Source organism: Rhodococcus sp. 14-2496-1d (assembly GCF_002259365.1).
Taxonomy (GTDB): Bacteria; Actinomycetota; Actinomycetes; order Mycobacteriales; family Mycobacteriaceae; genus Rhodococcoides.
This window is the reverse complement of the sequence record NZ_NPFV01000017.1, coordinates 100,642-126,959: the sequence shown is the minus strand read 5'-3', so window position 1 is coordinate 126,959 and position 26,318 is coordinate 100,642. Positions and strand designations below refer to the sequence as shown.

The 26,318-nt window shown below is 65.6% G+C and carries 27 protein-coding genes and 1 tRNA gene; 12 read left to right on the top strand and 16 right to left on the bottom strand.

Features of this window, described 5'->3' with window-relative positions; translation table 11 throughout:
• Positions 1–152: 152 nt before the first annotated feature.
• Positions 153–827, top strand: coding sequence for a Crp/Fnr family transcriptional regulator (locus tag CH296_RS12785; protein ID WP_027494494.1), 675 nt, complete (start codon positions 153–155; stop codon positions 825–827).
• On the opposite strand, the gene CH296_RS12780 is transcribed toward CH296_RS12785, so the two are convergent.
• A complete protein-coding gene (locus CH296_RS12780; protein ID WP_094684914.1) occupies positions 824–1,615 on the bottom strand; it encodes an MBL fold metallo-hydrolase in 792 nt (263 codons plus the stop codon). The two genes, CH296_RS12785 and CH296_RS12780, sit on opposite strands and share 4 nt — an antisense overlap.
• A 58-nt stretch (positions 1,616–1,673) precedes the next feature.
• On the opposite strand from CH296_RS12780, the gene CH296_RS12775 reads away from it, so the two are divergent.
• Entirely contained in the window at positions 1,674–2,528 is an 855-nt protein-coding gene (locus CH296_RS12775) for a Gfo/Idh/MocA family protein (protein ID WP_094684913.1), read from the top strand.
• A gap of 136 nt (positions 2,529–2,664) precedes the next feature.
• Here CH296_RS12775 and CH296_RS12770 read toward each other — a convergent pair whose 3' ends face one another.
• Together CH296_RS12770 and CH296_RS12765 are read right to left on the bottom strand one after the other, a co-directional pair.
• Positions 2,665–3,123, bottom strand: a complete 459-nt coding sequence (locus CH296_RS12770; RefSeq protein WP_032395261.1) for a RidA family protein — start codon at positions 3,121–3,123, stop codon at positions 2,665–2,667.
• A gap of 4 nt (positions 3,124–3,127) precedes the next feature.
• Entirely contained in the window at positions 3,128–3,295 is a 168-nt protein-coding gene (locus CH296_RS12765) for a DUF4177 domain-containing protein (RefSeq protein WP_094609297.1), read from the bottom strand.
• Between the two features lie 47 nt (positions 3,296–3,342).
• Between CH296_RS12765 and CH296_RS12760 the strand changes: the two genes are divergently transcribed.
• The 3 genes from CH296_RS12760 to CH296_RS12750 are packed head-to-tail and all read left to right on the top strand — an operon-like array spanning position 3,343 to position 6,878.
• Positions 3,343–4,698 (top strand): wax ester/triacylglycerol synthase domain-containing protein, encoded by a 1,356-nt coding sequence (locus CH296_RS12760; protein WP_094684912.1) that lies wholly within the window; start codon positions 3,343–3,345, stop codon positions 4,696–4,698.
• 45 nt (positions 4,699–4,743) lie between these two features.
• Positions 4,744–5,751: an ArsA-related P-loop ATPase gene (locus CH296_RS12755; protein ID WP_094684911.1), complete on the top strand. Its 1,008-nt coding sequence runs from the start codon at positions 4,744–4,746 to the stop codon at positions 5,749–5,751.
• The gene (locus CH296_RS12750) at positions 5,748–6,878 is read left to right on the top strand and encodes an ArsA family ATPase (protein ID WP_032395265.1); all 1,131 of its coding nucleotides are present in this window, start codon (positions 5,748–5,750) and stop codon (positions 6,876–6,878) included. The genes CH296_RS12755 and CH296_RS12750 overlap by 4 nt, the downstream gene beginning before the upstream one ends.
• Positions 6,879–6,922: 44 nt before the next feature.
• Here CH296_RS12750 and CH296_RS12745 read toward each other — a convergent pair whose 3' ends face one another.
• The gene (locus CH296_RS12745; protein ID WP_008712729.1) at positions 6,923–7,246 is read right to left on the bottom strand and encodes a WhiB family transcriptional regulator; all 324 of its coding nucleotides are present in this window, start codon (positions 7,244–7,246) and stop codon (positions 6,923–6,925) included.
• A gap of 294 nt (positions 7,247–7,540) precedes the next feature.
• Between CH296_RS12745 and CH296_RS12740 the strand changes: the two genes are divergently transcribed.
• Complete coding sequence (locus tag CH296_RS12740) at positions 7,541–9,889, top strand: penicillin-binding protein (RefSeq protein WP_032395266.1); 2,349 nt, start codon at positions 7,541–7,543, stop codon at positions 9,887–9,889.
• A 66-nt stretch (positions 9,890–9,955) separates the two neighbouring features.
• On the opposite strand, the gene CH296_RS12735 is transcribed toward CH296_RS12740, so the two are convergent.
• Complete coding sequence (locus CH296_RS12735; protein WP_032395267.1) at positions 9,956–10,420, bottom strand: GatB/YqeY domain-containing protein; 465 nt, start codon at positions 10,418–10,420, stop codon at positions 9,956–9,958.
• A gap of 155 nt (positions 10,421–10,575) precedes the next feature.
• Between CH296_RS12735 and CH296_RS12730 the strand changes: the two genes are divergently transcribed.
• From CH296_RS12730 to CH296_RS12705, 6 genes are all read left to right on the top strand, one after another.
• Positions 10,576–11,544 carry a metallophosphoesterase gene (locus tag CH296_RS12730; RefSeq protein ID WP_032395561.1) on the top strand — a complete coding sequence of 323 codons (969 nt, stop codon included), beginning with the start codon at positions 10,576–10,578 and terminating at the stop codon, positions 11,542–11,544.
• A 17-nt stretch (positions 11,545–11,561) separates the two neighbouring features.
• Positions 11,562–11,635, top strand: a tRNA-Pro gene (locus CH296_RS12725).
• Between the two features lie 105 nt (positions 11,636–11,740).
• Complete coding sequence (locus tag CH296_RS12720) at positions 11,741–12,166, top strand: SRPBCC family protein (protein ID WP_094684973.1); 426 nt, start codon at positions 11,741–11,743, stop codon at positions 12,164–12,166.
• Positions 12,167–12,252: 86 nt separating this feature from the next.
• Positions 12,253–13,155 carry an ABC transporter ATP-binding protein gene (locus CH296_RS12715; RefSeq protein WP_094684910.1) on the top strand — a complete coding sequence of 301 codons (903 nt, stop codon included), beginning with the start codon at positions 12,253–12,255 and terminating at the stop codon, positions 13,153–13,155.
• A complete protein-coding gene (locus tag CH296_RS12710; protein ID WP_094684909.1) occupies positions 13,152–13,898 on the top strand; it encodes an ABC transporter permease in 747 nt (248 codons plus the stop codon). Before CH296_RS12715 ends, CH296_RS12710 begins: the two co-directional genes overlap by 4 nt.
• Positions 13,895–14,650 carry an ABC transporter permease gene (locus CH296_RS12705; RefSeq protein ID WP_094684908.1) on the top strand — a complete coding sequence of 252 codons (756 nt, stop codon included), beginning with the start codon at positions 13,895–13,897 and terminating at the stop codon, positions 14,648–14,650. The genes CH296_RS12710 and CH296_RS12705 overlap by 4 nt, the downstream gene beginning before the upstream one ends.
• Positions 14,651–14,700: 50 nt before the next feature.
• On the opposite strand, the gene CH296_RS12700 is transcribed toward CH296_RS12705, so the two are convergent.
• The 11 genes from CH296_RS12700 to CH296_RS12650 all read right to left on the bottom strand — a co-directional run bounded on the left by CH296_RS12700 (position 14,701) and on the right by CH296_RS12650 (position 26,258).
• Positions 14,701–15,672, bottom strand: coding sequence for an LLM class F420-dependent oxidoreductase (locus CH296_RS12700; protein ID WP_032395274.1), 972 nt, complete (start codon positions 15,670–15,672; stop codon positions 14,701–14,703).
• Between the two features lie 9 nt (positions 15,673–15,681).
• Positions 15,682–16,482, bottom strand: a complete 801-nt coding sequence (locus tag CH296_RS12695) for an SDR family NAD(P)-dependent oxidoreductase (RefSeq protein WP_032395275.1) — start codon at positions 16,480–16,482, stop codon at positions 15,682–15,684.
• Between the two features lie 29 nt (positions 16,483–16,511).
• Positions 16,512–18,311: a glycoside hydrolase family 15 protein gene (locus CH296_RS12690; protein ID WP_179277713.1), complete on the bottom strand. Its 1,800-nt coding sequence runs from the start codon at positions 18,309–18,311 to the stop codon at positions 16,512–16,514.
• A complete protein-coding gene (locus CH296_RS12685) occupies positions 18,308–18,997 on the bottom strand; it encodes an HAD family hydrolase (protein ID WP_032395277.1) in 690 nt (229 codons plus the stop codon). Before CH296_RS12685 ends, CH296_RS12690 begins: the two co-directional genes overlap by 4 nt.
• 98 nt (positions 18,998–19,095) lie before the next feature.
• Positions 19,096–19,569, bottom strand: coding sequence for a Dps family protein (locus CH296_RS12680; protein ID WP_032380678.1), 474 nt, complete (start codon positions 19,567–19,569; stop codon positions 19,096–19,098).
• A 144-nt stretch (positions 19,570–19,713) separates the two neighbouring features.
• On the bottom strand, positions 19,714–21,246 hold the full coding sequence (locus CH296_RS12675) for a catalase (protein WP_176459424.1): 1,533 nt from the start codon (positions 21,244–21,246) through the stop codon (positions 19,714–19,716).
• A gap of 91 nt (positions 21,247–21,337) precedes the next feature.
• Positions 21,338–21,772, bottom strand: coding sequence for a Fur family transcriptional regulator (locus CH296_RS12670; protein WP_094628492.1), 435 nt, complete (start codon positions 21,770–21,772; stop codon positions 21,338–21,340).
• 52 nt (positions 21,773–21,824) lie between these two features.
• Positions 21,825–22,460, bottom strand: coding sequence for an acetoacetate decarboxylase family protein (locus tag CH296_RS12665; protein WP_094646652.1), 636 nt, complete (start codon positions 22,458–22,460; stop codon positions 21,825–21,827).
• Positions 22,460–24,151, bottom strand: coding sequence for a GMC oxidoreductase (locus CH296_RS12660; protein WP_094684907.1), 1,692 nt, complete (start codon positions 24,149–24,151; stop codon positions 22,460–22,462). The genes CH296_RS12665 and CH296_RS12660 overlap by 1 nt, the downstream gene beginning before the upstream one ends.
• Positions 24,148–25,656 carry an NAD(P)/FAD-dependent oxidoreductase gene (locus tag CH296_RS12655; protein WP_094646650.1) on the bottom strand — a complete coding sequence of 503 codons (1,509 nt, stop codon included), beginning with the start codon at positions 25,654–25,656 and terminating at the stop codon, positions 24,148–24,150. The genes CH296_RS12660 and CH296_RS12655 overlap by 4 nt, the downstream gene beginning before the upstream one ends.
• Positions 25,653–26,258: a TetR/AcrR family transcriptional regulator gene (locus tag CH296_RS12650; RefSeq protein ID WP_373453941.1), complete on the bottom strand. Its 606-nt coding sequence runs from the start codon at positions 26,256–26,258 to the stop codon at positions 25,653–25,655. The genes CH296_RS12655 and CH296_RS12650 overlap by 4 nt, the downstream gene beginning before the upstream one ends.
• Between the last annotated feature and the right edge of the window lie 60 nt (positions 26,259–26,318).

Sequence of the window (26,318 nt, the reverse complement as noted above, 5' to 3'; positions counted from 1 at the left end):
AAGTAGACTCCCCTGAGGTAATTGTTGTGTTTGATCATCTGGTCGGCGTCGACGCCTGAACTGCACCGCAGTTCGGTGCATGGCACGAACTGTGTACAAACGCTTTCGGTGGTGCGGGTTGCCGCGTCACCGACATCCCAAAAGGAGCGCAAGTGGACGACGTCCTGGCACGGGCCGGCATCTTCCAAGGAGTCGAACCCTCTGCGGTTGCGGCACTGACGAAGCAGCTGCAGCCTGTCGATTTCCCCCGCGGACACGTCGTGTTCAACGAGGGCGAGCCCGGAGACCGGCTCTACATCATCGTCTCCGGCAAGATCAAGCTCGGGCGACGCTCCCCCGACGGTCGCGAGAACCTGCTGACGATCATGGGACCGTCGGACATGTTCGGCGAGCTGTCGATCTTCGACCCCGGCCCCCGTACGTCCTCGGCCACCACGGTCACCGAGGTGCGCGCGGTCAGCATGGATCGAGCTGCGCTCAAGGACTGGATCGATCAGCGCCCCGAGATCGCCGAGCAGTTGCTGCGCGTGCTGGCCCGCCGGTTGCGTCGCACCAACAACAACCTGGCCGACCTCATCTTCACCGACGTTCCCGGACGCGTCGCGAAGGCGCTGCTGCAGCTGGCCCAGCGCTTCGGCACCCAGGAAGCGGGCTCGCTGCGCGTCACCCACGACCTGACGCAGGAAGAGATCGCTCAGCTCGTCGGTGCCTCTCGCGAGACCGTCAACAAGGCACTGGCCGACTTCGCACACCGCGGATGGCTGCGCCTCGAAGGCAAGTCCGTGCTGATCTCGGACTCCGAGCGTCTGGCACGCCGAGCTCGCTAGCTCTTGCGGAGGTAGGCCAGCTGCGTCTTGACCGACATCCGCGCAGCAGGCCACAACTTCTTGTCCACGTCCGCATAGACGTGGCGTACCACCTGCATCGGTTTCGCGTTCTCGCCTAGTTCGGCGAGCGCCGAGCGAACCTGATCCAGCCGCTGCCGACGGTGAGCGCGATACGCCCGCGCCACCTCGGCGGTGTCCGGCAACTCCGGCCCGTGACCGGGAAGCACGGTCTTTCCCGCACCGGCCGCTTCGAGCCGGTCCAACGACTGCAGATAATCCGCGAGCGAGCCGTCCTTCGGGTCGAGCACCGTGGTGCCGCGGCCGAGGACGGTATCTCCCGTCAGGACCGCGTCGTCGAGCACGAAACTCACCGAATCCGCGGTGTGACCGGGCGTGTGCAGAACCTCGATCCGAAGCCCCGCGGCCTCGATGACCTCGCCGTGGGCCAGAGCAGCACCGTCCCCGTGCAGGAACTTCTCCCCGACCGCGCGCACCGGAGCCGCCGTCTTTCGGTGAAAACGCTTCAGCCCACCGGTGTGATCGGCGTGGCGATGGGTCACCAGGGTCAGCACCACCGTGCCCGACGCGGCGACGGCGTCGAGGTGGGCTCGGTCCTTCGGCCCCGGATCGACGACGATGCATTCCTCGGACCCCGGTGCCTGGAGAATCCAGGTGTTGGTTCCGTCGAGGGTCATCTTGCCCGGGTTGTCGGCGAGCAGAACCGACGCGGTCGGCGTCACCTGACGGCGTAGTCCGTACGCGGGATGCTGGGGATTCGAAACGGCCATTGAAACACTGTAGGTCGCCGACCCCAGCTCGTGTCCACGCGGACTACCGTCGACACCTATGAAGATCGGACTCGTCGGAGCGGGCCCCTGGGCTCGCAAGACTCAAGCCCCCTCGTTGCTCGCTCATCCCGCCGTCGACTTCGCCGGAGTGTGGGCCCGACGGTCCGAGGCGGCGGCCGAGATGGGGGCACCGGTCTTCGAATCGTTCGATGCCCTGCTGGGCGAGGTCGACGCGGTGGCCTTCGCGGTACCACCGGCCGTGCAAGCCGGGTACGCGCTCCGCGCGGTCCAGGCAGGCAAACATGTGTTGTTGGACAAGCCGATTGCCGCAACAGTGGCCGAGGCCGAGGAACTGGCCTCGGCGGTGACGGCAGCGGGCGTGCGCTCGATGGTGACGCTGACACTCCGGTTCGCCCCGGAGACAAGGCGATTCCTCGACGCGGCCGCCGGTCGAGCGTGGGCCGCGGGCTCGGGAACCTGGTTTTCCGGTGCCGTCCTCGGCGGGGCGTATGCGAACTCCCAGTGGCGACACGACGACGGGGCAATCCTCGACATCGGACCACACGTGTTCGATCTGCTCGATGCAGCGCTGGGAACCATTGCGCGCGTTGCCTACTCGCACCGAGAGGTGGCGTCGGACAGTTGGACGGTGCTGCTCGAACACGAAGGCGGAGCCCGCAGCACGGTGCAGTTGTCCCTGCGGACGCCGATCATGCCGTCTCTGATGCGGATAGAACTCAGCGGCACCGACGGAGTCGAGACACTCACCGATCGATCGACCTCGTCGACCGACTGCTTCGCCGTCCTGCTGGACGAATTCCTCGAGTCGGTCGACAAGGGTGTCGATCACGAATGCTCGGTACACCGCGGCCTGCACCTACAGAAGGTGATCAGTGCGGCTACGCCCCAGTGACATGTGCAGCTACGCCGCAGTGACATGTGCGGCTACGCCCCAGTGACATGTGCGGCTGCGCCGCAGTGACATGTGCAGCTACGCCGCAGTGGCGTGGTCGAGTGCCCCAGAGAGCACACGAACACACCACTGCGCGTCAGCGCAGTTCGACGATGAGCTCCACTTCCACCGAAGCACCGAGGGGCAGTTCGGCGACACCCACAGCCGAGCGCGCGTGCTTGCCCGCATCGCCGAAGATCTCACCGATGACGTTCGACGCCCCGTTGATCACCCCGGGCTGACCGGTGAATCCCGGCGCGGACGCGACGAACCCGACCGCCTTGATCACCCGGGCCACCGAATCGATGCCGACGAGCGCGTGCACGGCGGCGAGCGCGTTCAGGGCACAGATGCGTGCCGCAGCGGTGGCGTCCTCAGCGGTGACGTCGGCACCGACCTTGCCCACGGACGTCAGGTTTCCGTCCACGATCGGCAACTGGCCGGAGGTGTGGACGAGCGAGCCCACCTGCACCGCCGGGACGTAGGCGGCCAGCGGCGGGACGACGTCGGGCAGCTCGATGCCCAGCTCGGACAGTCGTTCGCTCCAGTTCGCCACGCGCTCAGGCCTTCGGACGCTTGAAGTACGCGACCAACGTGTCGCCGCCGTTGGGCCCCGCCATGATCGTGACGAGCTCCCAGCCCTCGGAGCCGTAGTTGTCGAGAATCTGCTTGGTGGCATGAATCAGAACCGGTGCGGTGAAGTACTCCCAGATGATCTTTTCGCTCATGACTGTCGAGCCTATCGCCCACGCGGTGCCGGAACTACAGTCGTCGCATGGATCGGCTCGATATCAAGGACGCCATCTATCACTTCGCGCGCAACCTCGGTGATTCTCGAGACCAGTTCTCTCTGACGGTGTTCGACTCGGTCGATCGCGCCGCGCCCTCGTTCGAGGAGGTCGTCGCGCACATGGAGACCCGTGTGCCCCTCGTTCCCGGCCTGGGGCTACGGCTTCGGGAGGCGCCGCTGAACCTGGACTACCCGCGATGGGTACCCGACACGTCCCCGGTGTCCGAACGGATGTCCGATCACGATCTCGGCGGTGCTCCCTGGGCCGATTTCGAGGCCTTGATGGGCGACCTGCTCCGCACCCGTCTCGATCCGAGAGACCACTCCTGGCACGTGCACGTGGTGCGCGGAGTCGGTTCTGCTCCGCTGATACAGGGAGCGGTCACGGTGGTGATACTGCAGGTCGGACACGCCCTGACCGATGGCCTCGGCGTCTCGAAGATGGTTCGCGCACTGTTCGAGGCACAGTCCTCGGCGGGCGCGGCACCGTCTCCGCAGACCGAACCCGAGCGGGAGCACCCCCTTGCCGGCGTGTTGAGTGCGGTGGTCCGGGCACCGGTGGATCTCGCGCGATCGCGGTGGGAGGCCCGCCGTGCGATTCGCGCCTACCGGGGTACGACGCCCGGTCCGCCTGCGGTGCCCGCCACGTCGATCAACCGGGCCGTGGGGCCGTATCGAGTCGTCCGGATAGTGCCGATGCAGGCGACGGAGGTCCGCGTGGGTGCCGCGTCGTTGACGGTGTCCGCTCTCTGCGCCGTCGGCCCGTGCCTCGATCGGTATCTCGGTGACGGTCACGGGGCACTGTCCGAGACCGGAGGCATCGTGTCGGCGTTCGTCCCGATGGTCCTGCCTCGCGATACGGAGTGGCCTGCAGCGAATCGCGCGGTGGTCGGAACGGTCGATCTCCACGTCGGCGAACCCGATCTCGAGAAGCGGGCCGAGCTGATCACTCGGTCGCTCGCAGTCGAACGAGCCAGAGTGACGGCCGCGCCACTGCTTCGCATCGCGCGAGCGGACGAGCGGGTGCCCGCGCCGATCGTCCGATTCGTCCAGGGACGTCGATTCCGAAAACGCGACCGCTCTCCGTCGCGCGTCGGGGCTCAGACAACCGTGGTCAGTGTCGACCGTGGCCGCGCGGATCTCGAGCTGTATGGTGCGGTCGCGCGTTTCTCGGCGGGTTTCGGGTTTCTCGAAGACGGCAGATGTCTCGCTCACGGCTTCTTCGGGTTCTCCGGCGTGGTCACGGTTGCCATGGTCGCCTGTCCCGACGCAGTTCCGGATCTCGACGGCTACACCCGGCAATTGGTCGACCGACTCCGCCGACACTCGGGGCAGAGTTAGAGACTTCGGTCGGACGCCCGGGGACGACCTCTATATGGTCGGGGTGTGGGTATAGCGAACGAAGACGGATGGCCGGCGAAGGCAGATGCCGCGCGGCTGCATTTCGTGTCCGGTAAGGGTGGCACCGGCAAGACGACGGTCGCTGCCGCATTGGCGCTCGCGCTCGCGGCAGGCGGTCGACGGGTGTTGCTGGTCGAGGTCGAGGGCCGACAGGGCATCGCGCAGCTCTTCGACGTGCCCCAGCTTCCGCCGCAGGAGACGCGGGTCGCCTCGGCAGACGGCGGCGGTGAGGTCTACGCACTGGCGATCGACATCGAGACCGCGTTCCTCGAATACCTCGAGATGTTCTACAACCTCGGCTTCGCCGGCCGCGCGATGCGCAAGATCGGTGCCATCGAGTTCGCGACGACCATCGCACCCGGTCTGCGCGATGTACTGCTCACCGGCAAGGTCAAGGAATGTGTGGTGCGGACCGACAAGAAGGGCAACCGCATCTACGACGAGGTCGTCGTCGACTCGCCGCCGACCGGCCGCATCGGAAACTTTCTGGACGTCACCAAGGCCATGGCAGATCTCGCCAAGGGCGGTCCGGTTCGTTCACAGAGCGAGGGCGTGGTGCGGTTGCTGCACTCGGCCGACACCGTCGTGCACCTGGTGACGCTGCTCGAGGCGCTGCCGGTCCAGGAGACCGCCGACGCTGTGAGTGAGCTGGAGGCGGCCGATCTTCGGCTCGGCACGGTGATCGTCAATCGCACCGAACCGACGTACCTGCCTGCCGAGTCCCTCGACGCCATCGCCGGGGGCGAGATCGATGCCGTCGCCATCCAGGACGGTCTCGCCAAGACCGGAATCACGTTGTCCGAGGCGGACTTCGCGGGGCTGCTCACCGAATCGATCGAGCATGCGGCGACGCTCTCGGCTCAGGTGGAGAGCGCAACCACGCTCGACGAACTCGACGTCGCGCGGATGTCGCTGCCGATGTTGGCCGACGGTGTCGATCTCGGCGGCTTGTACGAGCTCGCCGCCAAGCTCGCAGAACAGGGTGTCCGATGACGCGACCAGTAGCAACCGAACTCGATGTCGACCGCATTCTGACCGATCCCACGTCACGAATCGTCGTCGTCTGTGGGGCGGGCGGTGTCGGCAAGACGACCACCGCGGCAGCGATGGCGCTGCGCGCCGCCGAGCAGGGCAGGCGCGTGGTGGTGCTGACGATCGATCCGGCCCGCCGCTTGGCTCAGGCACTCGGTCTCGGCGATCTCGACAACAGCCCACAGCCGGTGAAGTTGGGTGCCGGTGCCAAGGGTGAACTGCACGCGATGATGCTGAACATGCGACGCACGTTCGACGAGATGGTCATCGAGCACTCGACGCCGGAGAAGGCCGAGCAGGTGTTGGCCAATCCGTTCTATCAGACTGTGGCGTCGTCGTTTTCGGGCACGCAGGAGTACATGGCGATGGAGAAGTTGGGGCAGCTGTCCCTCGACTCGTCGTGGGATCTGATCGTGGTGGACACTCCGCCGTCGCGCAACGCACTGGACTTCCTCGATGCGCCGCAGCGACTCGGCTCGTTCCTCGACGGCCGTTTCATCCGACTGCTCACCGCTCCGGGTCGCGGCATCACCCGCGTGGTCACCAGCGCGATGAGCTTGGCCATGCGCGGCGTCTCCACCGTGATCGGTAGCCAAATGCTTTCCGACGCATCGGCTTTCGTTCAGTCGCTTGATTCGATGTTCGGTGGCTTCCGCGAGCGGGCGACGCGTACCTACCAGTTGCTACGCGAGGACGGCACCAGCTTCCTCGTCGTCGCTGCCGCAGAGCCGGATGCACTTCGCGAGGCAGCGTTCTTCGTGGAGCGGTTGTCCGCGGAGAAGATGCCGCTGGCCGGCTTGGTGGTGAACCGGACGCACCCGACGTTGTCGACGGTGCAGGCCGATCACGCAGCGACGGCCGCAGATCTGCTCGATCGAATCGAGGACCCCGGCGCGGACCTGACCGCTGCAGTCCTCCGAATCCACGCCCAGCGCGCGGTCACGGCAGCGCGGGAGGTGAGGTTGCTTCGACGCTTCACCGGTGCGCACCCCCGGGTGCCCATCGTCGGTGTGCCGTCGCTGCCGTTCGAGGTCTCCGACCTCGCCGCGCTGCGCGCAGTGGCCGATCAGCTGACCCGCAAGGGCTAGATCGGCTGACCCGCACGGGCCGGGTCAGCCGTGCCCGGCACTGCCTAGATAGCTGCTTGCTGCTGACGCTGGGTCTCGAAGAACTCGGACCAGGAGTCGACCTCGGGGTGCTGCTTGAGCAGCGCCCGGCGTTGGCGTTCGGTCATGCCACCCCAGACACCGAACTCGACGCGGTTGTCCAATGCATCCGCACCGCACTGCATCAGCACCGGGCAGTGCCGGCAGATGGTGGCGGCCTTGCGCTGCGCTGCACCCCGGACGAAGAGCTGGTCCGGGTCAGTGCCCTTGCAACGGGCGTGCGACACCCAGGCGATGCGTGCCTCGGCTTCTTCTACATCGAGTCGCGTCGGCGCTGTTGTCGTGTGCATGCGGATACCCCTTTGCGTTGCGGACGTCCTCACTGGACGTCCCGGAGGCTCGAAGCGGTTTGTACCTCGTCGGTCGAAGCACAAATTCTAGGAGCTGCCCCACATTCATTATCAAGTGTTATGCGAATCACACCGTGTTCATAATTTAGGTAACGCGAGCCCCGAATGCAAGACGGCGAGGTCACATTTCTGGTACGGCCGTCCCGAGCAGGGGCGCAGCACACAGCGCATGCAGGCCTCTGCCGGTCCGAGCGGTACCCACGTACGCTGTGCTCTGTGTCAGTTGGAAAAACCGTGGCGAAGCTCGCCGGATGTTCAGCACTCGCCGGTGCATTGCTCGCCGGCGTGATGTTCCCCTTGGCCGGCGGGTTCGGGTACGCCTCCAACCGCGCCGCCGATACCGTCGACAACGTCTCGGCCGAGTTGGTGGAAGGCGCAGTGCCTGCCGTCTCGACGATGACGGACGTCAACGGCACGCCCATCGCCTGGCTGTACGAGCAGCGTCGATTCGAGGTGCCGAGCGACCAGATCTCCAACGAGATGAAGCTCGCCATCGTCTCGATCGAGGACCGCCGCTTCGCCGAGCACCAGGGTGTGGACTGGCAGGGCACGCTCCGAGCGTTCCTGACCAACACCACCAGTGGGCAGGTCGAGCAGGGCGCATCCACCATCGACCAGCAGTACGTGAAGAACTATCAGCTGCTGGTGGTGGCCAAGACCGACGCCGAGCGCCGCGCGGCCATCGAGACGACGCCCGCTCGCAAGATCCGCGAGATCCGCATGGCGTTGACGCTCGACAAGGAACTGACCAAGGACGAGATCCTCACCCGATACCTCAATCTGGTGCCGTTCGGCAACGCGTCCTTCGGCATCCAGGACGCGGCCCAGACCTACTTCGGCATCGACGCCAGCCAGCTCAGCGCCGTCCAGGCCGCGATGCTCGCGGGCATGGTGCAGTCCAGCTCGGCGCTCAACCCGTACACCAACGAGGAGGGCGTGATCGAGCGGCGGAACACCGTGCTCGACACGATGATCCAGAACCTCCCCGAACGCGCCGACGAGCTCGCCGCCCTCAAGTCCGAGCCGCTCGGTGTACTTCCGGTCCCCCAGACCCTGCCCCGCGGATGCATCGCAGCAGGTGACCGCGGATTCTTCTGCGACTACGCACTGCAGTACCTCGCCGACGCAGGCATCAGCCGGGAGCAGATCGACAAGGGCGGCTACCTCATCCGCACGACGCTCGATCCCTCGGTGCAGAACTCCACCAAGGCCGCCCTGGTCGGCAACACCAGCCCCTCGCTCGACGGTGTCGCCACGGTGATGAACGTCGTCGCACCGGGACAGGATCAACACCGCATCCTCGCGATGGGCAGCAGCCGAACCTATGGACTCGACGCCGATGCCGACGAAACCGTTCAGCCGCAGCCGTACTCGTTGATCGGCAACGGCGCGGGCTCGATCTTCAAGATCTTCACCACCGCCGCGGCGATGGAACGCGGACTCGGCACCAGCGCAACGCTGCAGGTTCCGCGTCGTGTCGAGGTCAAGGGCGTCGGTGACGGCGGAGCACGGAACTGCCCGGCAGCGACGTACTGCGTCGAGAACGCCGGCAACTACCCGCCCGCCCTCTCCATCACCGACGCCTTGGCCCAGTCCCCCAACACGGCGTTCGTCAAGCTGATCGAGTCGGTCGGGGTCACCCCGACGGTCGACATGGCCGTCCGCCTCGGCCTGCGCTCGTACACGAACCCCGGTTCCTCGGGAACCGACCAGTCCATGGCCGATTTCCAGAAGGACCAGAACCTCGGCTCGTTCACCCTCGGACCCACCTGGGTGAACCCCCTCGAGCTCTCCAACGTTGCGGCCACGCTGGCCTCCGGCGGCAAGTGGTGCCCGCCCACCCCGATCGACTCGGTCTTCGATCGCGAGGGCAAGCCCGTTCCCGTCACCCAGCAGGCCTGTGAGCAGGTCGTCGAGCCCGGACTGGCCAACACTCTCGCCAACGCGATGAGCAAGGACGACCAGGCAGGCGGCACGTCCGCATCCGCCGCAGGATCGGTCGGCTGGACGTTGCCGATGTCCGGCAAGACCGGCACCACCGAGTCGCACCGGTCGTCCGGCTTCCTCGGCTTCACCAACAACTACGCCGCGGCCGTCTACACCTACGGCGACTCGCCGACACCCAGCGAGATCTGCTCGTTCCCGCTGCGGCCCTGCGGGTCCGGAAACCTGTACGGCGGTAACGAACCGGCCAGGACGTGGTTCGACGCGATGAGCCCGATCGCCAACAATTTCGGACCCGTCTCGTTGCCACCCGTCGACCAGAAATACGTCCGCGGCTCGGCCAACGGCCAGGTACCCGACGTCACCGGCCAGAGCCAGTCGTCGGCAACCGCGACCCTGCAGGGTGCGGGCTTCCAGGTGACGGTGGCCACCACGGCCGACCAGGCGGCCCGCGGCACCGTGGTGTCGACGTCGCCGTCGGGCTCGGCGGTCCCCGGGTCGAACATCACGATCTACGTCAGTGACGGTTCGGTTCGGCCTGCCCCGGCCCCGACGCCCTCGTTGCCGAACATTCAGATTCCGGATCTGCCGCCGGGAATCCAGATCCCGGCGATCCCCGGTATCACCGTTCCTCGGTAGTGCCTACGGCAGTGGTGCGGTTGCGTGCCCCCTGGGGCACATAACCGCACCACTGCGCGGAGCGCACTACAAGCGGTCTTTGACGGCCTTCGACAGGCGCGATCCGTCGGCCTTGCCCGCGGCGAGTCCCGACGCGATCTTCATGACCTGACCCATCTGCTTCATCGCCGGTCGCTCCCCGAGATCCTCGGCGACCTGCGCGATGGCGGTGTCGACGATGTTCGCCAGTTCCTCGTCGGTCAACGGCGTGGGCAGGTACTCGTCGATGATCTGCGCCTCGGCGCGCTCGTTCGCAGCGAGTTCGCCGCGGCCGTTCTGCGTGTAGATCTCGGCCGACTCGCCGCGCTTCTTCGCTTCCTTGGCAAGCACTTTGAGAACGTCGTCGTCGGTCAGGTCGTGGGCCTCCTTGCCGGAGACCTCCTCGGTCTGGATGGCGGCGAGAATCATGCGCAGCGTTGCCAGGCGGAGTTTGTCCTTCGCCTTCATCGCTGCGGTGAGGTCGGTACGGAGGCGGGCCTTGAGTTCGGACATGGCGGAAACGCTACGCGGCGCAGTCGTCGGCTCGCACGTCCATATCCGGTTGCTGCCGTATCGTGGATGAGGTGTCCGCACAATTCAGTCCCTCGTTTCTCCGCACCTCGACGCAACTGCGCAGTGCCTCCACACAACTGCGCTCTGCCGCAGAGCTGGCGCGAGATGCCGTCAGGGCGTCACCGCTGAAGAGTTCGGTGATCGGGACGGCAGGAGCCGCCGCGCTCGGGGTCGGATACGCCACACTCATCGAGCGCAATGCGTTCACGCTGCGCGAGACGTCCATGGCGGTGCTCGAGCCGGGTTCGGCGACGCTGCGCGTGCTGCACATCAGCGATCTGCACATGATGCCCGGCCAGCGGATGAAGCAGAACTGGCTGCGTGAGCTGGACCGCCTCGACCCCGATCTGGTCGTCAACACCGGAGACAACCTCTCGCACCAGCGCGCAGTGCCCAGCGTCGTTCAGGCACTGGGGCCACTGCTGGCCCGGCCGGGTCTGTTCGTGTTCGGCAGCAACGACTACTTCGCGCCCAAGCCGAAGAACCCGTTCAAGTACTTCGACAAGAACCACAAGCGCACCACCGGCGACTCGTTGCCCTGGCGCGATCTGCGCGCCGCGTTCTCCGAGCGGGGTTGGCTGGACGTGACGCACGTACGCCGCGAACTGGAGGTTGCCGGGGTGCGGATCGCGTCGGCGGGCGTCGACGATCCGCATCTGAAGCGCGACCGCTACGACACCATCGCCGGCCAGCCGAACCCGCTGGCAGACCTGCGCCTGGGCATCACCCATTCGCCGGAGCCACGCGTGCTGGACAAGTTCGCCCAGGACGGCTACGACCTCGTCCTCGCCGGTCACACCCACGGCGGCCAGCTGTGCCTGCCGTTCTACGGTGCCCTGGTGACCAACTGCGAGATCGACCGTTCGCGCGTCAAGGGGCCGTCCAAGTGGGGCGCACACACCCAACTGCACGTCTCCGCGGGCATCGGCACGTCACCGTACGCGCCTGCACGGTTCTGCTGCAGGCCCGAGGCCACCCTCATCACCCTGACTCCGGCCCCGAGAATGGGTCCGAAAAACGTCTCCGACGAGGGCGTTTCGCGTTCCGAGGCAGTCGTGAGTTAGACTTCTGCAGCGGTACACGGGGTGTGGCGCAGCTTGGTAGCGCGCTTCGTTCGGGACGAAGAGGTCGTGGGTTCGAATCCCGCCACCCCGACACAGATGGACTCGCTCGATTCACTCGAGCGGGTCCATTTTCAGTTGTGCAGTGCTCACGTACTGTGAGTCCACCTTGCCGGAGCCAGCGAACGGACTTCTCGACATGCCGACACCCACCCGCGTACACGTCAAGCACCGTTTCGTCTCTCCGCCCGAGGTCGTGTTCGCGGCACTGTCCGAACACGAGAGCCTCGGGCCGCTCTTCATGGCCAAAATCGGCCGCGTTCGGGACGGTGACACCTCGCGCAATGGAGTCGGCTCCACCCGCAGCCTGAAACTCGGCCCGCTACCGGCGTTCGAGGAAACGACGGTCACCTGCGAGCCGAACTCGCTGATCGAGTACCGCATCACCAAAGGCGGCCCGCTACGCGGCCACTGGGGCGTGCAGAAGTTCACCCCCACCGCCGACGGCGGCACCGAACTCGATTACACGATCGGTTTCGACGCGCCGGTCCCCGGACTCGCTGCGATCGTCGGTAAGGCACTGACGTCGACCATCTCGAAGAACCTCTCGCGCCTGGCTCCGTAGGGGTGCGCTCGGCATCATCCTCGAGTATGACCATGTCGATACTCCGGTGCGACGACTCTCCATGATCGACGCGCCAGAGTCGAGGCATGGACATCGTCAGAACTCACAGCCTCGGCAAGCGCTACGACACGCATACCGTCGTCGACGACGTGAACCTTCGCATTCCTGAGGGCTGCGTCTACGGCTTTCTCGGTCCGAACGGATCGGGCAAATCGACGACCATGAAAATGCTGCTGTCCCTGATTCGACCGACCTCGGGTGAGGTGGAGATCCTGGGTAGGCCGATGAATCACGGCACCCGCCGCGAAGTGCTCTCGCACATCGGATCACTGATCGAAGCTCCGCCAGGATACGGACATCTCACGGGTGCGGAGAACCTTCGTATCGTGCAACGCTCTCTCGGGCTGCACGCCGAGCAGATCGAGCGGGCAGTAGCCACCGTCCGTCTGCAGGAACACCTCGACAAGAAGGTGAAGAACTACTCGCTGGGAATGAAACAGCGCCTGGGCATTGCGATGGCACTCGCGCGCGAACCACGACTTCTGATCCTGGACGAGCCCACCAACGGCTTGGACCCGGCAGGCACCGAAGAGATCCGAGGTTTGCTCCGTCATCTCGCCGAACACGGTGTGACAGTGATGGTCTCGAGCCATTTGCTCGGCGAGATCGACAAGACGGCGAACATGCTCGGAATCCTGAGCCAGGGCCGCCTGATTTTCCAAGGCACCCGCGACGAGCTGTTCGCCGCCTCCACTCCGGACGTGCTCATCGACGCGATCGATCCCAGCCGCGCGAGTTCGATTCTGCAACAGAAGATCCCGGTGCAGGTCGACGACCACACGTTGAGGCTGTCCGGCATCGACGATCGTGGTATCGCGCAGGTGGTGGCGGAGCTCGTCGGCGCAAACGCAGGCGTCTACGGCGTTCGACGCGACGATCAGTCGCTCGAGGACGTATTCATGAACCTGACGAAGGGCGGCCGACTGTGACGACCGTACGCAACGAATTCGCCAAACTCAGGCACCTGCACATCGGCGCGATCGCCGCACTGTTGGTCGCCGCGATCGTAGGGTTGACCTTCGTCGGCGCTCTCACCGCGGCGACGTCGAACGATTCGACCGCGGTCTCCTGGGCACTGCCACTGGCCGGGCTGTCCCTTGCCGTCCCCATCGCGTCGCCACTGCTGATCGCAGTGATGGCAAGCCGCACAGTGGAAGTCGAGCACCAGTGCAACGGCTGGTTACTGAACCAGACCACTGGAGCCGACCGCGGAGCCCTCGTGCGGGCGAAGCTCGTCTCGACGGGCCTCGTCGTCGGTGGCGCGACGGTGGCGGCCAGCGCTGCAGGTGTATTTCTGGGGACCGCCATCGGGGTGACTCAACCGTTGCCTGCCGGTCTGTGGTTGGGCTACACGGCGGCGGCGGTGACGGTGAACATCGTAATACTTGCACTCCACCTGCTGATTTCGGCGCGAGTGGACAACCAACTGGTCGCGCTGGGAATCGGCATCGTGGGTACCGTCATCGCGATCTGCGCCTCCGGATTCCCCTCCTGGGCAGCACACCTGACGCCGTGGGGGTACTACTCCTCGGCGTCCGCCGCCGACTACCGAGGCGAGCAGGTGGTGACACTGAGCCCGTCCTACGTCAGCATCGTCGCCCTCGGAGTTGTCGGGGCAATGTTGTTCTGGCTCATGACCGTTCGACTCGATCGACAGGAGGTACGAGCATGAATGCGTTTTCGGCAGAGATGATCAAGCTCAGGCGCTCGCAGGCATGGGCTGTCGTCGTTCTCCTCCCTCTGATCATCGCGGGGGTCGGAACGTTCAACACGATCGCGTCGGGCACAGAGTTGGCAGAGGGGTGGCGCACGTTGTGGTTGCGCACAGTCGTGTTCTACGGCCTGTTCCCACTCGCACTCGGCGTTGCCGTACTGGCCTCGCTGGCGTGGAAATCCGAACACCGAGGAGGGAACTGGAATGCCCTGATGAGTGGGCCGGTACCGTCGTTACGCATCGTGATCGCCAAGACGGCGGTGGTGGCAACACTGACTGCGGCCATGAACGTCGTCATGCTGGCAACCGTCGTCGTTGTCGGCAAGGTCGTCTTCTCGCTCGACGGCATGCTTCCTTCCGAGCTCTTCGTGACCAGTGCACTCGTCGTGGTGGGCTCGCTTCCGGTGGCGGCTCTGCAATCCGGTCTGTCGATGGCGATCAGGTCGTTCGCGGTGCCGATTGCCATCGCTCTCGTCGGGGCCGGTATATCGGTGTTCCTCCTCACCGCCGAGGTGACCGAGGCAATCTTCGTGTTGCCCTATGCCCTGGCAACTCGCGCAACCCAACTGGCCTCCGGCACTTTCGGTGACTCGGGTTCGCTCACGACCGGCTCCGCACTGTCGGTCCTGACGGCCACGGCACTGCTCACTGTCGTAGTCGTCGCAGTGTCCGGCAAGGCACTCGACCGCAGAGACATTCAGGTTCGGTGACAGCGCGAGACCCCGATCGACGGTCTCGATCGGGGTCTCGTCGCTTGTGCTCAGCTGGATGCAGCGCGCAGCTTCTCCAACAGTGGGCCTGCGGCCTCGGCGAGGAACCGTTCTTGGGTTTCGTCGCCGACCTGCACGAGTGCGATGTCGGTGTAACCGGCCTCCCAGTACGGCTTCACGGCCTCGACGATGGCATCGAGGTCCGGTCCGCACGGAATCGTGTCGGCCACATCTTCTTTCCGCACGAACTTGGTGGCTCCGGCGAATCCCGCCGTCGTCGGAAGATCGGCGTTCACGGCCCAGCCACCGGCGAACCAGCGGAATCGATCGTGTGCGCGATCGATGGCAGCGTCCTTGTCCGGGTCCCAGGAGATGGGGATCTGGCCGATGGACCGCGCCGGACCTTCGTGGTTATCGGACCACGCCTTGACGAGACCGGCATCCGGCTCGGTGGCGATGAGGTGATCGCCGTACTCGGCGAACCGCGCCACCGCCTTCTCACCACCGGCGGCGATACCGATCGGCACGCCTCCCTCGGGCAGGTCCCAGATCCGGGCGGAGTCGACGCGAAAGTGCTTGCCCTCGTACGTGACCAAGCCGCCGGCGTGCAATGCGCGGATGATCTCGAGCGCCTCGACGAACATGTCCTGACGCTTGTCGATGGACGGCCAACCCTCGCCGACGACGTGCTCGTTCAGGTTCTCACCACTGCCGAGTCCGAGGGTGAAGCGTCCGTCGGCCAGGATCTGCAACGTCGCAGCCTTCTGCGCGACGACGGCGGGGTGGTACCGGATGATCGGGCACGTCACGTACGTCATCAGCTCGACGCGTTCGGTGGCCTGAGCCACCGCGCCCAGAGTCGTCCAGGCGTACGGCGAGTGGCCCATGGACGAGAGCCACGGTGAGTAGTGATCGCTGCTGACCTCGAAGTCGAAGCCGACTTTCTCGGCACCGACGGCGTACTGCACCAACTCTTTCGGGCCGCTCTGCTCGGTCATCAAGGTGTATCCGAAATTGGTCATATGTGTCTCCTAGATAGTTGCGACGGAGCCGGCGTCGACTCGGTAGTTGGATCCGTTGACGAAGCTGGCGCGGTCCGAGCACAGGAAGGTGATCACCGAGGCGACTTCCTCGGGCTCGCCTCGACGTCCGAGTTCCATGTACGGACGCTCCTCGTCGAGGAAGCTCTCGACGGCACCGTCGCGGTCGGTGCCCTTCTCCTCGGCGCGTTTGTCCATCATCGCGTCGGTCATCGGGGTGTGGATGAACGCGGGAGAGACGGCGTTGACCAGTAGTCCCTCCGACGCGTAGCTGCGCGAGAGGCCCTTGGCCAGGGCCAGAACCCCGGCTTTGGCCGAGCAATAAGGTAATTCGTCGTCGTAGGGCTGCACGGCATCCTCCGACGTCAACAGCACGATGCGTCCCCAACCGCCGCGGCGTAGTGCAGGCAGAAATGCCCGCAGCAGGCGGACCGGGCCCATCAGGTCGATGTCGAGGGTGGACCGCCACCCTTCCTCGTCGATCTCGTGGAACAGTCCCTGCGCTCCGGTCACGCCCGAGGACTGAACGAGAATGTCGATGTCGCCCACTGCCTTCTGCGTCTGTACTGCCAATTTCTCGACGGCCTCGGTGTCGGTCACGTCCGCAGCGAACGCGAACAACCGGCCCTCCGCTGCTGCGAGTTCGGCCGCGGCGGCGTCGAGCGAGTCCTGATCCTTGTCGCTGATGACGACCCGAACGCCCTCGGCCAACAGCATTTTCGCCGTGTGCCAACCGATGCCGGAGTCGGCCCCGGTCACCAGCGCTGTTCTGCCGTCGATTCCCAGATCCATACGATCCCACTTTGCGCTAGAGGTTGATGTCAGGCTGTGGCGTCGTGCGAGCGCGCGATCGTCAGCGCCGCATTCACCAGGGCCAGGTGGCTCAAGCCCTGCGGGAAGTTACCCAGAAACGATCCATCCGAAGCATCGATCATTTCGCTGTACAACCCCACGTCGTTCGAGAGCTCGACCAGCTGGTCCATCAGGGCTGTGGCTTCGTCGTCTCGACCGACGCAGGAGAGCGCCGACACCCGCCAGAAGGCGCAGGCCACGAAGGTCACTTCTTCCTCGGACACCCCGCTGTATCGATACATCAGCGGTCCGGCACCGAGTTCTTCGACGAGCGCATCGATGGTGAACGAAAGACGTTCTCCACGATCGAAATCCATCTCGGCTGCCAGAAGCACCGACGCGTCGAGCCCGTCCGCACCCGGGTACGCGAGATAGGCCTGGCGCTCGTCCGACCAGCATTCGGATTCGACGTAGTGGCGGATGCGTTCTCTCTCCGCCTTCCATCGATCGGGTATGCCTGGGATCTCCCCGGCTTCGGCCAGGTGCACCGCACAGTCCAGCGCTTGCCAACAGCCCAGTTTGGAACTGGTGTAGTGCTGCTCGTCCTCGAGCTCCCAGATCCCGGCGTCCTTGCGCTGCCACGAATCGCACGCCTCGTCGGCGATGGTCGCGAGCAGCCGACCGGTCTGCGCATCGAGGATGTTTCCTGCGTCGACGTACTGCCGGATGATCGAGAACAGGTCACCGAAGATCATCAACTGCAGCTGGTCCGCCGCGGCGTTTCCGTTGACCACCGGCCCGATGCCCCGCCAACCGGGAACGTCGGGTTGTTCGGTCCCACCGGGCAATTCACCGCCGAGGGTGTAGAAGACGTTGACCAACGGATCGTTGACACGGATGACCCTCAGCAGCCACGCCACCGCGGCGTGGATCTCCTCACGGAGACCGAACCGTTGCAGAGCGCGAATGGTGTACGCGGCGTCGCGAACCCAGGCGTAGCGGTAGTCCCAGTTCTTGCCACCGGTCCGGTTCTCGGGTAGCGAGGTTGTCGCGGCGGCGGCGATGGCACCGGACGGACTGTGCAGCAACAGTTTCAGGGCCAGCGCGCTGCGAGCCACATGCTTTGCCCACGGACCCTCGTACGAGAACTCGTCGGACCACACGCGCCAGTTGTCGATGGTCCGATCGATCCCCTCGTCGAGATGCTGCGGATCGGGCAACGGCAGCGGCTCGTTCTCCGTGCCCACCACACCCAGCACATGCCGAGAACCCGGTTGCGTGCAGACGACCCCACCGATGTCGCGGTCGGCCACGCGCACGTTCTCGATGCCCAGAGTCCGCACCGCCAAGGTCAATCCGTCGACCCGCAGGACGGTGCCGTGCTCGGTGTCGTACGCCCACGGCGACGCGATGCCGAGCATGGTGCCCGGCGCGACGGACCACCTCAGCTCGACGGTGCCGTCGAGACCCTCGACGCGACGGGCCAACTCCACCCACGGGAGCCGGCCGGCGACCCCGGTGTTCAACGAGTCGGTGATGCGCACGGAACCGGAGTCGGTGCGGAACGTGGTACTCAGAACGTTTGTCCCTGGGACGAACTCGCGTTGGACGGTGAACTCTTCCACGGGCGTCAGTTCGATGTAGCCGCCGTGTGGCGCGTCGAGCAAGGCTGCGAACGGCGGCGGCGAGTCGAGGTTGGGCACCGGAAACCAGTCGATGCGGCCGTCGTCGGCGATCATAGCCACGGTTCGGCCGTCGCCGATGGCTCCGTAACTTTCGATGGCGACATAACCGTCCACCCGGGGGTACGGCTTTCGGAAGTCGTTCAAGCACGTGCCTTTCCAGCGAAGATCGGGCTGCTCTCGACGTGCTCGAGCAGATCGGCCGGGTCGTCGAACACCGCTGCCGCGCCCGCGTCGAGCAATTCGCTGCGCGAGATTCCGCCGCTCAACACGCCGATGGCGCGTACGCCCGCGCGCCCGGCCGACTCGATGTCCCACACACTGTCGCCAACCATCACCGCGTCGACAGCCTCGACGCCTGCCCGTTCCAGAGCCACCGCGATGATGTCGGGCTCCGGCTTGGCGACCTCTGCGTCCTCACCGGACGTGACGACAGCAACCGAATCCTCGACGTCCAACAGATCTCGCAACGTCGACAGTTCGCTCTCGGGAGCCGATGTTGCGAGCACGACGGTCACTCCACGGGTACTCAAGTCCGCCAACAGTTCCCGAGCACCCGGTAGCACTTCGAGATCGGACGAGGCCTCGGCGTAGTACTCGCCGTGCAGCTTCTTCGCTTCCTGCGCCAGTGCACTGTCGGACGAGCCGACGAGTGTCTCCAGCAACTTCGACCCGTCCATGCCGATGCTTCGATGAACACGCCACGACGGCACTTCGTGGCCCGCCTCACGAAACGCACGCGACCAGGCGTCGACGTGTACGTAGTTGGAATCGACGAGGGTGCCGTCGATGTCGAGCAGAACTGCACCGACAGTCGGTGTGGGGACAGGCATGAGCGTCGGATACCCGGGGGTGGTGCGGGCAAACAATCGTCGGACGAAAGCAACAGGCCCCCCGCAGTACGCGAGGGGCCTGTCGTGGAGAAGAAACGTCAGCTGGCCTGGGCCTGCCACATCCAGTGCAGCTGCTCGAGCCGAGCTGTGATGCCGATGAGCAGGTCCTGGGTCACCGGATCGGCTTCGCCGGTGTCGGCGATGCGTCCGCGAAGACGCTCGACGACCGCGGCGATGTTGTCGACGACCGCGGGGACGACCTCGCTGTCCTGAGTCCACCCGGCACCGAAGCCCTTGGTGCCCGCCGTCGAGGAGACGGTGGCTGCACGGCCGTCGGGGCTGACCCCGATGGCGGTGGCGCGCTCGGCGGCCTGATCGGTGAATTCACGTGCGGCCGTGACCAACTCGTCGAGTTCGAGGTGCACCGACCGGAAGTTCTTACCGATCACGTTCCAGTGCGCCTGCTTCGCGATCAGCGAGAGGTCGATGAGATCGACCACGGTTCCCTGGAGTGCGTCGCCGGCGATCTTCTGCTGACCTGCGTCGAGGGTACTGGTGATGGGGTTCGTCATGATGTGGCCTCCCTGCCGTTGGACGACGGTGTGCATCGCACGCCATTATTGTGCTTTCGTCTGTACTGCACAACGGCAGGTCGACGTGCATTGTTCCGGATCGGCACCACCGTCGATGTGACGCCGATCCCAGAACCGGTCGGATCAGACCTTGGCGGCCTCGTCGGCAGGATCGTCGACTGCGCCTGCACCGGTGGTCGGTGCGGTCTCGTTCTGCTGCGACCGAACGCCTTCCTCGACCTTCTTGCCGAGGTCGGCATCGACATTGGTCCAGTACTCGAACACCCGGCTCAGAACGGGCTCGCTCACGCCGTTGAGGACGTGTCCGACGATGTTCCCGACGAGACGCTCACGCTGCGCGTCGTCCATGACCTCGCGGACCAAGGCTCCGGCCTGCACGAAGTCGCCGTCTTCGGGGTGCTCGATGTACCCGGTGCGCACGAAACGAGGCTCGAAGTCCCACGCTCCGTCGTCGCCGTACTTGTTCGTGTCCGCCGACGGGCCGCCGAACGAGTTCGGCGCGTAGACGGGCGTCTCCGGAGAGTTGAACGAGTACCGCATGTTGCCGTCCTTGGAGTACGAGTTGACCTCGGACTTCGGGGCGTTGACCGGCAGCTGCGCGTAGTTCGCTCCGATGCGGTACCGGTGCGCGTCGGCGTAGGAGAAGACGCGTCCGAGCAGCATCTTGTCGGGGCTGAAGCCGATGCCGGGCACGGTGTTGGACGGCTCGAACGAGCTCTGCTCGATCTGCGCGAAGAAGTTCTCCGGGTTGCGGTTCAAGGTCATCTTGCCGACCTCGATCAGCGGGTAGTCCTTCTGCGACCAGACCTTGGTGAGGTCGAACGGGTTGTACTTGTAGTTCTCGGCCTCGTCGTACGGCATGAGCTGCACCTTGAGGGTCCAGCTGGGGAAGTCGCCGTTCTTGATGGATCCGAACAGGTCCTGACGGTGATGGTCGGGCGACGTGCCCGCAACCTCGTCCGCCTTGTCCTGCGTCAGGTAGTCGATCCCCTGGTCGGTCTTGAAGTGGAACTTCACCCAGGTCTTCGTGCCGTCCTCGGCGATGAGCTGGTAGGTGTGCGAGCCGAACCCGTCCATGTGGCGGAACGACTTGGGGATGCCGCGGTCACCCATGAGCCATGTCACCTGGTGTGCCGACTCGGGCGAAAGGGTCCAGAAGTCCCACTGCATGTTGTTGTCGCGCAGACCGGAGTCGGGCATGCGCTTCTGGCTGCGGATGAAGTCCTGGAACTTGATCGGGTCCTTGACGAAGAAGATCGGGGTGTTGTTGCCGACCAGGTCCCAGTTGCCTTCCTCGGTGTAGAACTTGAGCGAGAAGCCACGCGGGTCGCGCCAGGTGTCGGGGCTGCCCTGCTCGCCGGCGACGGTGGAGAAGCGCGCCAGCATCTCGGTCTTGGCACCGGGCTGCAGCGCCTTCGCCTTGGTGTACTTGCTGATGTCTCCGGTGATCTCGAGTTCACCGAACGCGCCTGCGCCCTTGGCGTGCACGACGCGCTCCGGGACCCGCTCACGATTGAACTGCGCCATCTTCTCGATGAGGTAGTGATCGTGCAGAAGAATCGGACCCTGCGTTCCGGCGGTCAGCGACTGATCGTCGCTGGGCACGGGGATTCCCGAGTTGCTGGTAGTCGGTTTGTTGGTGATCGGCTTGGTCATACGAAGCCTCCTGAAGGGCTGAATCGGGTTCGAGAAGGGGCTGCTTCTCGAAAATCGGTGAAACCGAGCGGCCGTACGCTGGACCGCAGTACTAGACGGAATGCCTCGTGCAGTCGCCGCACAAACCCCAGAAGACGATTTCGGCTTCGTCGACGACGAATCCGCGCGTGTCCTCTGGTACGAGACACGGCGCTGCTCCGACAACGCAGTCGACATCGGCCACCGCGTGGCATTCCCGGCACACGAGGTGGTGATGATTGTCCGCCGTCCGGCTCTCGTACAGCGCAGCCGAACCCGCAGGTTCGATGCGACGCAGCAGACCTACGTCGACGCAGGCCCTGAGCACGTCGTAGACGGCCTGGGTCGACACCGAGCCGCCGCTCTCGCGAACGGCGGCAGCGATGTCGTCGGCGTCCGAATGCGGTCGGGCTGTGACCGCATCCAGAACTGCAACTCGGGGTCCGGTGACGCGTAGGCCCACCGAGCGCAACTGCGCTGCGGGGTCGACACGTTCGGTGAGCTGCATGTACCCCAGTATGCCCCTAATCTGGACTAAGTCAAGAAAAGCGGGGTCGTCGCTATCCGACCAGGCGCGCTTCACCGGTCCGCATCGACCCCGACACGATCTGCAACCCGAAATACGTGCCCGACGGCATCCAGCGACTCAACGTGGGGCCCTTGGCGTCCACCTCGACGCGGGCCACCCTGGCCTTGCCCCTCAGACTCGCGACGGCCACGGCCGATCCGCCGGGCACCGGCTGCGCGAAACCGATCGAGCCGAGCATCGGGAACTGCGGTCCGACGCCGCGGGACGTCGTCCGGACCGACCATTCGTCGCCGCTCGCCCCGGCCTCGCCCAGCACGTCGCCCTCGAATTCGGCCAACACCTTGGGCAGGTGCCAGTTGGTCCGGCCGCCGTGCACCGACGTCGCGGAATCCACGGCGATGAACGGCACCGCCATCCGCGGAACGCGTCCGACGTCCCGGCGCAGGGCCGGGCTCGCCAGGATCTCGCGGTACGGGCCGACCGGCGAGGTGGTGTAGTCGACGATCATGCACATCGTGATCGGCAGAGTCTTGGCACCGGCCGGCGCGAACTCCGACGACCGGGCCCGATGCCACCAGATGGTGGCGCGGACATTCGCCGGCCACGGCGCTGCCGGGCTGATCGGCCAATCGGTGCGCTCGGTCTCGGATTCGGTGACACTCCACATCATCGATCCCTCCCCACGACGGTCAGCGGGAGCCGCAGGGCACCCGGGGCCGATACCGGCACCACCGGGTGCACCGGCTGCGTGGGTGCGATCTCCCGATACCCCGATCCCACCGCGGGTCGCCGATCGGCTTCACCCTTGTTGGGCCACAACGCCATTGCGCGCTCGGCCTGGGCCGTGATCGTCAGGGACGGATTGACGCCGAGGTTGGCGCTGACGGCAGAACCGTCGAGCACGTGCAGTCCCTCGTAGCCGTAGACCCGCTGGTACCCGTCGATCACCCCGGTCTGCGGCGAGTCACCGATCGCGCAGCCACCGAGGAAGTGCGCGGTCATCGGAATGTTGACGATCTCGGCGATCGATCCGCCCGGGTCGCCGCCGATCTTGTCCGCGAGCAGACGAATGGCCTCGTGCCCCTGCGGAATCCACTGCGGCGGTGGATCACCCGCACCGGGCCTGCTGGTGAGGCGCCGCCCGAACGGCCCCTTCTTGGATCCGAGCTCGAGCGAGTTGTCGTCGGTCTGCATCACCAGTGCGATGACGGTGCGCTCCGACCACCGATGGACCGACAGGCTCCGCGCCGCAGCGCCGGGATGACGCAACGCGACGCCGAGGGTCTTGAGGATGCGTGGCATCTTGCCGCCGCCGTCGCTGAGCACGGTCTGCAGCAGGCCGATGGCGTTGCTGCCCTTGCCGTATCGCACCGGCTCGATGTGGGTGTGATCGTCGGGATGGAACGACGACGTGATCGCAACACCCTCGTGATAGTCGACCTCGCGGCCCCTGGCGGTCGCGGCGAGCACGGCCTCGGAGTTGGTGCGCACGAGCGAGCCGATACGCTCCGACAGCCGTGGCAACGAGCCCTTCTCCTTGGCCGCGAGCATCAGCTTCTGGGTGCCGTAGGTCCCGGCCGAGAAGATCACCTGATCGGCGGTGATCGTCTTCTCCTTGCGACGCAGCTTCCCGCCCGTCCGTCGCGTCACCACGTCGTAGCCTGCGCCGTTCGGGCGCACGTCCACGACCGTGGTCAACGGAAGAACATGAGCGCCTGCGTGTTCGGCGAGATACAGGTAGTTCTTGACGAGGGTGTTCTTCGCGCCGACGCGGCAGCCGGTCATGCACGCTCCGCACTCGGTGCACCCGGTGCGCTCGGGGCCTGCACCACCGAAGAACGGGTCGGGTGCAGTCTTGCCGCGGTCACCGAAGTAGACGCCCACCGGGGTCGAGGTGAACGTGTCCCCCACGCCCATGTCCTCCGCCACCTCCTTCATCACCTTGTCCGAGGCGGTGATGGTCGGGTTGGTCTCGACGCCGAGCATCCGGCGGGCCTGGTCGTAGTACGGGTTCAGCTCGCGCTTCCAGTCGGTGATCGAACCCCACTGCGGATCCTCGAAGAACTTCGCCGGCGGTTGGTACAGCGTGTTCGCGTAGTTCAGCGACCCTCCGCCGACGCCGGCCCCCGCCATCACCAGCACATCGGGCAGCAGGTGAATGCGTTGCACCCCATAGCAACCCAGGGCCGGAGCCCACAGGTACTTTCGTAGACGCCAGCTGGTCTTCGGCAGTTCGTCGTCCTCGAATCGGCGACCGGACTCGAGAACCGCCACCCGGTAGCCCTTCTCGACTGCGCGCAATGCGGCGACACTACCGCCGAAACCGGAGCCGATGATCAATACGTCGTAGTCACTCATGCTGTTACCACCTCGTGGTCGGATTCGAGAGTGTCGGACGCGAGCCGATAGTTCGCGACGTCGAACTCGCGCGTCTTGTTGCGAAACTTGAACGTGTAGGTGGGCCACATCGTCGAGTTGCGGCCGTTGGCGTCGAGGTACCAGCTCGAGCAGCCACCGGCATTCCAGACGGTGCCGTCGAGCGCGGAGTCGACCCACGAATTGTGTTGGCGCTGAGCGGCTTCGTTTACCTCGACGGCCGCGACCCTCCGATGCTTCATCTCGTTCAGCGCGGACACCACGTAATTGGCCTGCGACTCGAGCATGTAGACGATGGAACTGTGCCCGAGGTTGGTGTTGGGGCCGTACATCAGGAACAGGTTCGGAAAGCCTGCGACGGTGGTCCCCAGATGCGCCTGCGGACTACCGCCCCAGTGCTCCGCCAGCGTCCGACCGTCGTTGCCGCGCAACAGATGAGACACCGGCGGCTCGGTGGGGGTGAACCCGGTCGCGAAGATGATCGTGTCCACCTCGTGGTTGCGGCCCGAGGCGTCGACGACGCCGTTCTCGGTCACCGACGCCAGGCCCGACGTCACGAGATCGACATCGGGACGATCCAACGTCCGCAGCCAATCATTGGACAGCAGAAGCCTTTTGCACCCGGGTGCGTAATCGGGGGTGAGAGCGGCCCGCGTCGCGGGATCCTTGACCTGCCGCTTCAAGTTGGCCTTGGCGAACACCTTCACCGCGGGCAGCATCCACGGATTGTCCGCCAGCACCGTGACGTAGGCCTCGCGGTAGCCGTAGATGACACCGCGCACCGCGCGATGGGCCGCGGGAATCTTTTCGTACACTGTTCTTTCGAGCCGGCCGATGGTGCGGTCCAGGCGCGGAATCACCCATGCGGGAGTGCGCTGGAAGACGGTGAGCCGTTCGGCGCGGTCGACGATCTCGGGGACGAACTGCACGGCCGAGGCCCCGGTGCCGATCACGGCGACCCGCTCACCGGTGAGGTCGTGCTCGTGATTCCAGGTGGCGGAGTGGAACACGGTGCCGGCGAACGTGTCGATGCCCGGGACGTCCGGGATCTTCGGAGTGGACAGTGCCCCGGTGGCAGCGACCAACACCCTGGCGCTCGCCGACCCGCGAGACGTCTGCACCGACCATCGCTTGGTCGCCTCGTCCCAGGTCGCGGACCGAAGTTCGCAGTTCGTGACGATGCGATCGTTGAGGTCCAGACGATCCACCACCGAACGCAGGTAGTCGAACAACTCCGGTTGCCGCGCGAAGGTGTGACTCCACTTGGGACTGGGAGCGAACGAGAACGAGTACAGCGAGGTCGGCACGTCGCATGCACACCCGGGGTAGGTGTTGTCGCGCCACGTCCCACCCACGTCGGACGCGCGTTCGATGACGGTCACGTCGGCGCTCGGGTCGGCGGCGAGGATCTTGGCCACCGCGGCCAAGCCCGCGAAACCGGCTCCGACCACCAACACGTCGAGTTGTTCGGGAAGTGTTGCGTTCACGCGTCCATCACCTTTTCGGACCAGATCGGAAGGAGCCGCCCGCGCAGTTGCGCGTCGGCTTCGGGAGTGCGGAACAGCGCCGAGACGGCCAGTCCGCGGGCGAGTTCGACACTGAGCTCGATGGATTCGGGAGACATTCGACTACCCATGACGATCTGGGCACCGCCCTGAATGGCCTCGGCGACGCGCCGCTCCAGCGGAATCATCGCCTCGTGGAGGGCCGGATCGGTACGGGCCGCCACCCACAGCTCGAGCGCGGCGTGGAAGAGGGGACCGGAGAATGCGTCGGCGAGGATCTCGGGCCCTCGCTCGGGGTCCGGTTCGGCTTCGAGGATCTCCGAGAGACGACGATCGACCAGGTGCTCGACGGCCGCGATCAGCAGGGATTCCTTGGTCGGGAAGTGGTGCAGCTGTGCACCGCGGGAGACACCGGCACGCCGGGCGATCTCCTGGGTGCTGGTCTTGGCGAAGCCCAGCTCGACCAGGCAGTCGATCGCGGCGTCGAGCAGCTTTGCCCGAGTGCCCGCGGTGCGTTCGGCCTGGGTCCGGCGCTCGGTAGGCGCTGCGCCGTCGAGCCCTGTGTCGGTAGTCACACTTTGCACAGTAGCGCTAAATCAACAAACAGTCCAGCCTGACTTTAAGTTGGTCGAGATCGGCGGGCG